Annotated in this window: 8 protein-coding genes; 1 reads left to right on the forward strand and 7 read right to left on the reverse strand. The window is 69.1% G+C overall.

Translation table 11 applies throughout. The features are described 5' to 3' along the window. Positions 1 to 28: 28 nt before the first annotated feature. From C471_RS11310 to C471_RS11325, 4 genes are all read right to left on the reverse strand, one after another. Positions 29 to 673, reverse strand: coding sequence for a uracil-DNA glycosylase (locus C471_RS11310; RefSeq protein ID WP_004049108.1), 645 nt, complete (start codon positions 671 to 673; stop codon positions 29 to 31). A 622-nt stretch (positions 674 to 1295) separates the two neighbouring features. Further along, complete coding sequence (locus tag C471_RS11315; protein WP_004049110.1) at positions 1296 to 2753, reverse strand: glycerate kinase type-2 family protein; 1458 nt, start codon at positions 2751 to 2753, stop codon at positions 1296 to 1298. A 78-nt stretch (positions 2754 to 2831) separates the two neighbouring features. Then, on the reverse strand, positions 2832 to 3419 hold the full coding sequence (locus C471_RS11320) for an endonuclease dU (RefSeq protein ID WP_004049112.1): 588 nt from the start codon (positions 3417 to 3419) through the stop codon (positions 2832 to 2834). A 4-nt stretch (positions 3420 to 3423) separates the two neighbouring features. Further along, positions 3424 to 3606, reverse strand: coding sequence for a DUF5786 family protein (locus C471_RS11325; protein WP_004049114.1), 183 nt, complete (start codon positions 3604 to 3606; stop codon positions 3424 to 3426). Between the two features lie 127 nt (positions 3607 to 3733). Here C471_RS11325 and C471_RS11330 point away from each other — a divergent pair, with 127 nt between their 5' ends. Beyond that, positions 3734 to 4375 carry an MBL fold metallo-hydrolase gene (locus C471_RS11330; RefSeq protein WP_004049116.1) on the forward strand — a complete coding sequence of 214 codons (642 nt, stop codon included), beginning with the start codon at positions 3734 to 3736 and terminating at the stop codon, positions 4373 to 4375. Positions 4376 to 4766: 391 nt separating this feature from the next. Here C471_RS11330 and C471_RS11335 read toward each other — a convergent pair whose 3' ends face one another. The 3 genes from C471_RS11335 to kynU all read right to left on the reverse strand — a co-directional run bounded on the left by C471_RS11335 (position 4767) and on the right by kynU (position 12095). Then, complete coding sequence (locus tag C471_RS11335) at positions 4767 to 7724, reverse strand: DEAD/DEAH box helicase (RefSeq protein WP_004049118.1); 2958 nt, start codon at positions 7722 to 7724, stop codon at positions 4767 to 4769. Between the two features lie 130 nt (positions 7725 to 7854). Next, on the reverse strand, positions 7855 to 10494 hold the full coding sequence (locus C471_RS11340; RefSeq protein WP_049909329.1) for a PAS domain-containing protein: 2640 nt from the start codon (positions 10492 to 10494) through the stop codon (positions 7855 to 7857). Between the two features lie 191 nt (positions 10495 to 10685). After that, positions 10686 to 12095, reverse strand: a complete 1410-nt coding sequence (gene kynU, locus C471_RS11345; RefSeq protein WP_004049122.1) for a kynureninase — start codon at positions 12093 to 12095, stop codon at positions 10686 to 10688. Between the last annotated feature and the right edge of the window lie 16 nt (positions 12096 to 12111).

The following is a 12111-nucleotide window of genomic DNA, read 5'->3' on the forward strand; positions in this document are numbered from 1 at the left end:
ACAGTCCGTCGATCGCCCGCCGTTCGTTTCAGAACTCTCCGAGTCGCGACTGCCCCCCCGACTCAGCGCCGGCGGTCCCGCTCAGCTCGCCCGCTCGCGCGATGGTCTCGAAGAACCCGTCGCGCTGGCTCCGATCGTACAGCGTCGCCGCCGGGTGGACGGAGAGCAGCACGCGCCGAGACGCCCCCGCGATACGCGCGTCGACGACCGTTCCCGACTCCGAGGTGATCGCCACCGACCGGTCGAGGAGGTGTTCGCTCGGCACCTTCCCGAGCGTCACGATCAGTTCGGGATCGAGACGGTCGATCTCGCTATCGAGGTGCCCCCGGCAGTTCGCCAGCTCCTCGGTCGTCGGGTCCCGGTTGTCCGGCGGGCGGCACCGCACGCAGTTGGTGATCCGCACGTCCGCCCGCGCGAGCCCGGCGTCGCGGAGCGCGTCGTCGAGCACGTCGCCCGAGCGCCCCACGAAGGGCTCGCCCTCCTCGTCCTCCTGTGCGCCCGGTCCCTCGCCGACGAACAGCAGGTCGGCGTCGGCCGGCCCGACGCCGTCGACGATCCGGCTCCGCGACTCGACGAGCGCCGGACAGCGCTCGCAGGACGGCACTCGGAGGTCCTCGTCGAGCGCGGCCTCGTCGAGCGCGTCCCCGTCGGGCGCGTCCCCGTTCTCGGTCATGGATCGAGGTGCGGCCGGGGTCGACATAAGTCCGTCCGCCTTCCGACGACGTTTCGCTTTGATGGAGTCTCGATCGCATGGGCGGGGTCAGGTATTCATAAGCGGTCGCTGACGGCAGATCGACGGTGAACACTTCCAAAGCCCCAGCCGCTCGGCCGTACGTGATCGGTGATTCCGCGGTGAACACTTCCAAAGCCCCAGCCGCTCGGCCGNCGGTGAACACTTCCAAAGCCCCAGCCGCTCGGCCGTACGTGATCGGTGATTCCGCGGTGAACACTTCCAAAGCCCCAGCCGCTCGGCCGTACGTGATCGGTGATTCCGCGGTGAACACTTCCAAAGCCCCAGCCGCGAGGACTCGCGCGCCTCGCTGCGCTCCTCGTCACTCGCTCCGCTCGTTCCTGCGGTGCTTGCGTCGTCGTGCTTCGTCCTCGCGACTGCCCCTTTGAGTCCCACCCCGACCGCACCGCAACCGCACCTCACGCCTCCCCAGCCTCGTCGGGCGTCCTCCGCGTTGCTCCGGACGCCCGACTCCCTCGCACGCGCTCCTCGCGACCGCCTTCGGCGGCCGCTCGGAGGCGCGCGCCACCGCGTCTTGTTATAAGCAATCAGCGTACTCCACCATTCAGTCCCGCTTTTCCACCACGATCGCCCGCAGGTCGTTGACGTTCGTCCCGGTCGCCCCGGTCCGCAGGAGCGAGCCCGCGTCGTCGAGGAGCGGGTACGCGTCGTGCCGGTCGAGGGCGTCGCGGGCGTCGTCGGGGTCGAGCGTCGTCGCGTCCCCGATGGCTCCGGCGGCGTCGGTCGGCCCGTCGAGCCCGTCCGTGTCGACGCTCGCGACGACGACTCGGGGGTCGCCCCCGTCCTCGGTCGCTGACCCGTCCCCCAGCGGCCCCTCCGCGAGCGAAAGTCCCGCGCTCGCGACGAACTCCGCGTTCGGGCCGCCAGTCCCCGGATCTTTCGCGTCTCCGACGGTCACGGTCGTCTCGCCGCCCGAGAGCAGCACGGCCGGCGGCTCGACCGGCGACCCGCGGGCGGCGCACTCCTCGGCGATCGCGGCGTGGGTCGCCCCGGCCTCGCGCGCCTCGCCACGGACGCTCGCGGAGAGCACCAGCGGTTCGTACCCCCGATCCGCCGCGGCGCTCGCGGCCGCGTCCAGCGCGGTCCGCCCGTTGGCGACGACGAACGCCGCGCTCCGGTCGAACGCCGGATCGCCCGCGGTCGGGGTCTCTGGCAGCTTCCCCTCGGAACCTGCGCGAAGGCGCTCGCGCACCGCAGCCGGAACGTCGATGTCGTACCGGTCGAGGACCGCCAGCGCGTCCGCGTACGTTGAGGGGTCGGGGACGGTGGGGCCGCTCGCGATCGTGTCGAGCGAGTCGCCGATCACGTCGCTGACCGCGAGCGTGACGGCCGTCGCGGGGGCGGCCGCGCGGGCTAACCCCCCGCCCTTCACCGCCGAGCAGTGCTTTCGAACCGCGTTGATCTCGTCGATCGACGCGCCCGACGCGAGCAGCTCCGACGTGAGCGCGCGGAGGTCGTCGACCGAGAGCGGGCCCGCGGGGGCAGCCAAAAGCGCGCTCCCGCCGCCGGTGATGACCGCGAGAACGAGGTCGTCGGGGCCGGCGCGCTCGGCCGCGTCGAGGACCCGCCGGGCGCTCTCGACGCCCCGATCGCTCGGCAGGGGATGGTCGCCCGGGAGCACGTCGATCGCGGCCGTAGACGGGGGACCTGTCGGGTCTCCGGACGAGCCGTCGGCCGGATCGTCCGTGACGACGACCCCCTCGTCGATCCCCCGGTCGTTCTGGCCGAGAACGCCGGCGACCCCCTCCGCCGCGCCAGCGGTCGCCTTCCCCGCGCCGAGGAGGACGACCCGGTCGTACGCGTCGAGGTCGTACTCGCCGACCGCGCCGCCGACGCCCTCGATCCGGAGCGTTCCGTTCCGAACCGAGACGCTGTCGCGGATCAGGCGTTCCGGGAGCGCGGCCTCGATCCCGGCCGCGAGGCAGTCGATGGCCACCTCGTGCGCCCGCGTCCGTGCGAGCCGCTCGCGGTCGCGAAACGTCACAGCGATGTCGTCGGTCATAGCGGTGGCTCTCGGCGAAGCGACATATATCCGACGCGGGCGGGCCATCGCGATCGACGACGCCGGACGAGGTCGCGGCTACCCCTCCGTCGTCGCCTCCCGGTGAGCGCTCGCCGCGATCGCGGCGATCCGGAGCGGCTCCGGCCGGCGGAACCCCTCGCGGACCAGCCCGCGGACCGCGCTGGCGGCCTCGTCCGCGCCGATTCCGACCGCACGGACGAACAGGGGTTCAGTGGGCTCGCTCGCGCTCCCACCAGACGCATCGCGTTCCACTCGAACTCGGGACGGGAGGGACCGGTAGGTGTCGAGCCGTCGCGCGAGCGCGTCGCCGTCGAACGCCTCGCGGAGCGCCGGTTCGAGCCCGGGGCCCTCCTCGTAGCTCACGGCGTACGTCGGTCGGTCGACGGCGCGGTGTATCCGCCACAGGTCGAGGAGATTGAACCACGCGGGCGCGACCCCCGCGACGGCGACGTGGCGCACGTCCTCGCGGCCGAGCCGGTCGAAGAGCGCGATGACGGCGTCGGTCGCGTCGGTCCCGCCGACGGTACAGGTTTCGAACCCCAGCCCGTCGAGGGTCCCGTCGTCTCTGACGACGGCCCCGGCTAGGCGGCTGGTTCGGTCGCCGTCTGAGAACGCGACACCGAGCGTCCGGCTCGGCGGGGTCACCCGATTACGTCTCCTCGGACTTGATCTCCTGGAGCCGGTCGAGCAGCTCGTCGTTCGACGCGCCGGGCTCGTAGTCGACGGAGCCCTCGTGTACCTCTTCCGCGGCTCGGACTCCGTCATCGTCGTCGAAATCCGCATCCAGGTCTTGGTTCTCCTGTTCGGATTCGTCGTAGCTTCCGAAGCCCATATGTGAGTACAACTAACACGCCGTGACGGATAAATCCCCGGGCGCTTTGGGGGCGAAGAGGGGCTCCGCAGGCCAGTTTCCGGATCGGGACTGACGCTTTTACCCATTCGGCGCCCCTCGTGCGCGTATGGAGCCGATCACCGTCACCGCGGACGCGGAGGAGTTCACCTGTAACGCGTACCTCGTGCCCGGCGAGGCGCCGACGCTCGTGGACGCCGGCACGATGCCGGGCGTCGACGACGTGATCGCCGACGCGCTCGACGAGGCGGGCGTCGACGGGCTCGACCGGGTCGTGTTGACCCACCAGCATCACGACCACGTCGGCGAGCTCGACGCGGTGCTCGACCGCTTCGACGCGACGCTGTACGCCAACGCCGCCCACCCCAGACGCGACGTGGCGATCGTCGACGGCGACGAGGTCCTCGTCGGCGACGAGCCTTGTGAGGTCGTCGAGACGCCCGGACACGCCGCTGACCACGTCGCCTTGGTGGGCGACGAGCGGCTCTACTCCGGCGACGTGGTCGTTTACAACGACGGCGCGTTCGACGACGGCTCGTTCGGTCGCACCGACATGGCGGGCCAGTCGCGCGAGGAACTGATCGAGAGCCTGCACGCGATCCTCGACCGCCTTCCTGACACGATCTCCGGGATGTATCCCGGCCACGGCGACGTGTACCGCGCGAGCGACGGCCCCGACACGGTCCGGGAGGTCATCGAGCGCGCGACCGAGCGCGCCGAGCGCCGCGAGCCGAAGTACCCGGACGAGTAGCGGGCGAATCGGGCGGACGACGCTGACGGCTACTTATAAAGAATGTGCGGTGGCGCGTGCCTCCGAGCGCCCAGCGGGCGCGAGGAGCACGCGCGAGGGAGCCCGCGGCCGCCAGTGGCGGCCGCGGCGAGGCTGGGGAGGTGTGAGGCTGCCGTGCTGTGCAGGGCGGGCTGGGGCTTTGAGAGTGTTCTCCGTCGATCGACAGTCACCCGCTTATAAGCGAGCGGCTGGGGCTTTGAGAGTGTTCTCCGTCGATCNGGCTGGGGCTTTGAGAGTGTTCTCCGTCGATCGACAGTCACCCGCTTATAAGCGAGCGGCTGGGGCTTTGAGAGTGTTCTCCGTCGATCGACGGTTACTTATAAACGTCCAACCGAATCGTCCGAGTCCCGATCTAGTCCCAGAACGACTGCGTCCGCGCGTACTCGCGCTCCTGGCGGAGTACGTCGCGGTAGAACTCGTCTTCGTCCTCACGGAGCTTGTTGATGATCCGCGCGGCGTTGTGCGGCCCCACCCCCCGCGCCGCCAGCGCGATCACGGCCCGTTTCCCGTGTGTCTGGACGAGGCTCGCCGCCCGATGGGCGCGCTCCGTGCGGCGCTCCTGCTCCTCGTCCTTCTCCGACGCGCGGACCGCCGCGATCGTCTCGTCGTCCCACGGGTTCAGCGCGGCGACCCGCGTCGATCCGCACTCGGGACACTCCGGCTGGTCGGGGACGCGCCGGACCTTCGTCGTCCGCTTCCAGTCGGCGCAGTGGAGACAGAAGAGGATCACCCGATCGTTCCGGATCCGCTCGCGGATCGTCTCGATCACGTCGGCGTCGGCGTTGTCGGGGACGAGGAACTCCGTGCCGGAGGACCGTCCGGCGGTCCCCAGCGGCGTGCGCTCGCGCGCGATCTCGGCGGCGAGCGACCCGTCCTGCATCCCCTCCAGCACCTCGGCGGTCTCCCCGACCGCGAGGTCGGCGTGGAACACCTCGCGGAGCGCCTCGTCGTAGACCGGGGTGCCCTCTAACGCCGCGAGCAGGCGGTCGCCGCCGAACCGCCCGCGCCCCTCGCGGTAGCGCTTGACCGAGCCGAACTTCGCGGCGACCTGCGCGAGCGTGAACTTGAGCGCGTCCGACTTCTTTAAGGCGAGTTCGAGGTACGCCTCCAGCCGGTCGGGGTCGGTCGTCTCCAACACTTCGCGGAAGGTGCCGGGGTCGACGCCGTGGGGGACCTCGAACTCGATCCGGTACGGGTCCACGTCCATCCCGATCGACGAGCCCGCGCGCTGACCGACGAGCGCGGCGAGCAGGCGCGCGAGCGTCTCGTTCACCTCGTGGCCGAAGGCGGCGTTGACCGCGACGGTGCGCGCGCTCCCCTCGATCACGACCCGGCGGTCGGTGGGAACCGGATGGTCGGCGTCGACGTGGTCGACGACGGGTTTCAGGGCGCTCGCGATCGTCGCCTCGTCGGCGGGGTAGCGCTCCGCGAGGTCGCCCGCGACCGCCTCGGGGGTCGAGCCCGCCATGAGCGCCTCCCCGACCTCGCCCCGGATCCGGCCGACCTCCTCGGCCACGGGCTTCGGGACCGGGATCTCCTGGCCGATCCACGAGGGCACCTCGCCCGCGGGGTCGGCGATCGGCGTGACGTTCACGCGCTCCTCCTCCTCGTCGACCTCGGTGATGCGCCACATCTCGCCGCGCTGGATGAACGTCTCGCCCGGCCCGGCGAAGTTGACGACGAACCGCTCGTCTAAGGTGCCGATCCCCCGCCGCGAGGACATATCGTACACCTCGTAGGTGGACTCGTCGGGGATCATCGAGAGGTTCGCGTAGAAGTACTGCCACGTTCCGCCCGACTTCTCGAGGGTGTCCGACTCCTCGTCGAGCCACAGCAGGCGGTTGCCGTCCAGTTCGCGGACGACCTCCTGGAACTGCGGCTCCGAGAGGTCGGCGAACGGGTACGCGCTCGTGACGGTCTCGTACGCCTCGCGGGCGTGCACGTCGCCCTCGTCCATCACGATCCCGACGACCTGGTTGGCGACGGTGTCGAGGCTGCCGTGGTGGATCGCGGCCGGCTCGACGAGCTCGTCGCCGGCGCGGCGCGCGATCGCCAGCGCTTCGAGCGTGTCGTCGCCGCCCTGCGTCACGACGGTCCCCTCCGACACGAGATCCCGGCGGTGCCCCGCGCGCCCGACGCGCTGGAGCAGGCGGGCGACCTCGCGCGGGCTCCCGTACTGCACCACGTGATCGACGCGCCCCACGTCGATCCCCAGTTCCATCGAGGAGGTGCAGACGAGCCCGTCCAGATCGCCCGACTTGAACCGGTCCTCCACGTCGATCCGCACGTCCTTCGAGAGCGAGCCGTGGTGGACCTCGATCTCGGTCGGGTCGTCGGCGTCCTCACCGTCGCCGTCCGCGTCGTCTCCCCCGTCGCGCTCGGTCGCCTCGCGCTCCCGCTCTGCGAGCGCCTTGAACCGCGAGCCGAGCGCCTCCGCGGTTTGCCGCGTGTTGACGAAGATCAGCGTCGACTCGTGGTCGGCGACGATCTCCCGGATCGTCCGGACGTGGCTCGCGGTCGTCTCGTCGACCGCCAGTTCCCCGGCGAGGGTCGCGTCGCGGTCCGTAATCGGCGGGTCGAGCACCCGCACGTCGGTCCGGGTCCCGGCCGCGACCTCGACGATCTCGAACGCGCGGTCGCCCTCGCGATCCGGGTCGCGTTTCCCCGAACCGACGAGGAACCGCCCGACCTCCTCGGGGGTTCCCACGGTCGCGGAGAGCCCGACCCGCTGGAAGGGCCCCGCCACCCGACGGAGGCGTTCGAGCCCGACCGTCAGTTGGGCGCCGCGCTTCGCCGAGGCGAGCTCGTGGACCTCGTCGATCACGACGTGCGCGACGTCTTCGAGGGCGAGTCGCATCTTCGATCCGGTCAGGATCGCCTGCAGGCTCTCCGGGGTCGTGATGAGCACGTCGGGCGGGTCGTCGGCTTGCTTCGACCGCTCGTACTGCGTGGTGTCGCCGTGGCGCACCGCGACCTCGACGCCGAGCCGGTCGCCCCACCACTCCAGCCGGTCCATCATGTCGCGGTTGAGCGCGCGCAGCGGGGTGATGTAGAGGGCGGAGATCCCCTCGCGGGGCTGGTCGCCGGGGGCGTCGCGGGCCTCGACGATGGCGTCGAAGACGGGGAGCATCGCGGTCTCCGTCTTCCCGGTGCCCGTTGGCGCGAGCACGAGCGCGTTCTTCCCCTCGGCGAGCGGCGGGATCGCCTCGCGTTGGGGCTCGGTGGGGGTCGAGAAGCCCTGTTCGGAGAGCGCCTCCCGAACCTCGCTCCCGAGGTGGGCGAACGCGTCCATGCCCGACGGTTCCGACATTACGTGATCGTCGAACGTTGGGCGCTCGACCGATTAAGCCCGTCGCTGTGCGAGATCCGGACGAGCGGTTGAGGCCGCTTGCGTCCGCGATAGGCCGGCCCCGTTCGGTCGACGCCAGGTAGCTGTCCGCTCAGTCGACGATCGGTAGTTCGACGACGAACACGCTACCCGTCGGCTCGTTGTCTTCGACCCACACGTCCCCGCCGTACTTGCCGACGAGCGTCTTGACGAGGTAGAGCCCGATACCCGTCCCACCGCTCTCGAGGCCCTTCTCGCCTTCTTTGAAGATCTGTTCTTTATGTTTATCCGCGATACCGGGTCCGTTGTCGGCGATCGACACGCGCACAGAATCGTCTGTAACTCGCGTCGAAACCGCGATTTCGGCCACGTCATTGTTGTTGTGGACGACCGCGTTCGTCAGCAGGTTCCGGAACACCGACTCCAACATATCGTCCGCCAACACCCTCACGTCGGGGATCGCCCCGTCGACGGAGACCGTCGCCCGGTCCTGATCCGAGCGAATCCTCTCAATCTGCTCGGAGAGTTCGTCGCGGAGGCTCATCGGGGTCCGGTCCGCGCCGACCTGTAGCAGTACATCGGTGACGTCTTTGGCGGTCTCCGTGATCTCGGCCGCCTGCTTCGCCGCCTCGATGACCGTCCGCGCGTACGTTCGGCTCTGATCGTCGGGGAGCGAGTCTTCGAGCAGTTCGGTGTACGACTCCACGACCATCAGCTGGTTCCGGATGTCGTGGCGAACGACTTGGTTGAGTAAGGTGAGGCTGTCCCGCTGCTGCTCGAGCGTCCGCTCGTACTCCTTGAGCTCGGTCACGTCGCGGGCGTATCCCAGAACGGCGTCTTCCCCCGTTTCCGGCACCTTGTAGGGAATTTTCACCGTCTGCAGGATGCGCGTTTTGCCGGCTGCCGTCGTCAACGTTTCCTCACCGATCGCCTTCGGTTCGCCCGACTCGATCACCTCCAAGTCGTCCTGTCGGAACTCGCTCGAATCCTCGGCGTCGGGGATGATTTCGGCCTCAGAGTGCCCCTCGACCTCCTCGGGCGTCTTCCCGTACGCCTCCGCGGTCGCCTCGTTGGCCAAGAGGTACTCGCCCCCGCGGTTCTTCACGAACACCAGGTCCGGCACGAGGTCGATAATCTTCCGAAGCTCCTCGCGGGTCGCCTCAAGGGCGATCTCGTACTCCTTCCGCTCCGTGATGTCTTGGAACAGCCCTAACGCACCGACGACATCCCCCGCGTCGTCGAACTGCGGATCGCCGATCGCTCTGACCCACCGGGTCTGCCCGGACGCCGTGACGATCCGCAGTTCGAGGTCGTACGGCTCGCCTTCCTCGGTTAGTCGGTCGAACGCGGTCTGGATCGCCTCTCGGTCGTCCGGATGGTAGAAATCCACGGCCTCCTCCAGATCGACCGACTCGTCAACCGGCACCCCGTGGATGCGATACACCTCGTCGCTCCACGTGAGCGACTCGTCGATCAGATCGACCTCCCACCACCCGATCGACGCGCTCTCTTGGGTCCGCTCAATGAGCTCTCGAGTGCGCTCCAACTCCTCTTCTCGTCGCTTTCGATCGTCGATGTCGAGGTGGATGCCGACCGCCCGCACCGGCTCCCCGTCAGCGTCGCGCTCGACGACTTTCCCGATGTCGCGGATCCACTTCCACTCGCCTGTCGCGGTACGCATCCGGTGCTCCGTGTCGTAGTACGTCGATTCCCCATCGATGTGCTCCGACAGTGCACCTTCGACCGGCCCGAGGTCGTCGGGGTGGACGCGACGCTCCCACTCCTCGAGGTGCGGTTCGATCTCGTCTGGTTCGTGTCCGAGCATCCGGGCCCACTGCTCGTTGAACTCCACCTCGTCGGTGGTCATGTCCCAGTCCCAGATGCCGAGTTGGGCGCCTTCGACCGCGAGTTCGAGACGGTCTTTGAGCTGCTGAAGCGCTCGTTCTCCCTCTTTCTGCTCGGTGATATTCGTCGAGACGCCACAGACGGCCACGATCGATCCCTCATCGTCGTACACGGGTGACTTTCGAGTGAGGCGGACGCTTTCCCCCGCGGGAGTCGGGATCGTCTCCTCAAGTTCGATCTGCTCTCCGCTCTGGAGGACTTGTGAGTCGTCCGACCGGGCCTGTTCCGCGATCTCCTCCGGGAAGAGGTCTTCGTCGGTCATCCCGACGGGGTCCTCTTCTACGTCGAACAGATCGCGGCACGCTTGGTTCATCAGGAGATACCGACCGTCGGCGTCTTTGAGAAACACTGCCGCCGACATCGTCTCCAACACGGTCTGGAACCGGCGGTACGTGCGCTGGTGTGCGCGCTCCTGTTCCTTTTGCTCCGTGATGTCTCGGGCGACCCCGACGATCCGCGTTATCGTTCCCTCTTCGGTGATCGGCGTCAGCTTCGTCTGCCAGTAGCCCGTGCCGCCGGGAAACGTGAGTTGCTCTTCGTACTCGATCGTTTCACCCTGTTCAATGCAGCGGCGGTAGTTCTCGGCGACGGCGGCACCCTGCTCGTCGCCGAGGAGTTCCCGCGGCGTCTGACCCCGCATCGCGTCCTCGGTGAATCCCGTCTGATCCTGGTGCGCGGTGTTGTTCTGTTGGAACGTGAACTCGTAGCCATCGCCGGTCTGCTCGACGTCGACAAGAAAAACGGCGTCGTCGATCTCGCGAAAAATCGCCTCGTACACGGTATCGACCTCCCCGTCGGCCACACCGAACGCGTTAGCGTTGTTGTTCGAATGTGTATCTCCGTCCATTATCCCTCTTACCGGTTAATTCGTTTAGTCAGCTGATAAGAGTGCGGATATCAACGCACGAAAGGATCCCCTGCGAGTCGCGTGAGCGTCAATTCCCATCGTTTTCGTCGGACGCACGACCGCTCACGACACGCCCGCGCGACGACAGCGCCACCGCCGATTCGCGCGCGTCACACGTCGGGCCGCGGTCGCTACGTCACGCCGCCCGCGTTCTTCGCGTACTCCTCGTGTACTCCCGACTCGAGGATCGACTCGATCTCGTCGACGACCGCCAGCACGTCGGCGAACGAGGTGTACGGCGCAGCCGGACACACTCGAACCACGTTCGGCGGCCGGAAGTCGACGATCACTCCGCGGTCGCTGAGGGCCGCGCTCAGCCGCTCCGCGTCGGGGTGTTCTAAGGCGACGTGACCGCCGCGAGCCGCGTGCTCGCGCGGGGTTCCGACCGAAACATCGGGAAGCCGGTCGTCGACGAGGGCGATCAGGAAGTCCGTGAGCGCGAGCGACTTCTCGCGGAGGCGCTCGATCCCCGCCTCACGCAGGAGTTCGACCGACCCCTCCAGGGGCGCGGCCGCCAGCAGCGGCGGCGTCCCGATCTGCCACGCGCCCGCGGAGTCGGCCGGGGTGTACGCCATCTTCATCTCGAACTGTGTCGCCTTCTCGTGGCCCCACCACCCCGCCAGCGCGGGCGTGAGCCCGTGATGGCGCTCGGCGACGAACAGCGCGCCGATGGATCCGGGACCGGCGTTGAGGTACTTGTACGTGCACCACACCGCGAAGTCGACGCCCGCGTCGCCGAACTCGTGGGGCACCGCGCCCGCGGTGTGGGCCGCGTCGAAGCCGGCGTACGCGCCGGTCTCGTGGGCGGCCTCGGCTATCCGCGCCACGTCGAACAGCTGGCCGGAGCGGTACAGCGCGGTGGGCATGAAGACGAGCCCGACATCGTCGTGCGCCGCCAGCGCGGCCTCGATGTCCCGGGGGTCGATCGTCCGCCCGTCGCGGCTCTCGACGACTCGGAGCTTCTCGTCGGGATCGATCCCGCGCTGACGGAGCTGCGCCCGGACCGCGTAGTGATCGGAGGGGAAGTCGAGTTCGTTGACGAGGACGGCGGGGTCGGTGTCGGGGTCGCCTCCCGGCGCCCACGTCCCGTCAGCCGCCTCGAACCCCTCTCGCTCCGGGCCGTTCCCGGCGAGGAGTTCGTCGAGGAACGTGCCGACGAGCGTGTGAATGTTCACCGTAATCGAGTTGCCGATGACGACCTCTTCCGGGTCGGCGCCGACGAGGGGCGCGAGTGCGTCGCCGAGCCGCTCGCCGACCTCGAACCACGGCGGGTCGGCGTCGGTCCACCCCGCGATCAGCCGGTCGCGCCACTCGTCGACGACGCGGTCGAGGCTCGCGAGGGCGGCGTCGCTGGCCGGGCCGAGCGAGTTGCCGTCCATGTAGAGAACGCCGTCGGGCACGCGATACCGGTCGGCGAACGAAGCGAGCGGGTCGTCCTCGTCGAGGCGGGCGGCGAGGAGCGCGGGGTCGGAATCGGCCGCGCCGCCGGCCAGCCCGTCCCCGGCGAGGGCGTCGCGCGCGGGGGCGTACGGGTCGTCCATACACGAGTGGACCTCG

It is taken from the genome of Halorubrum saccharovorum DSM 1137, from assembly GCF_000337915.1.
Classification (GTDB): Archaea; Halobacteriota; Halobacteria; order Halobacteriales; family Haloferacaceae; genus Halorubrum; species Halorubrum saccharovorum.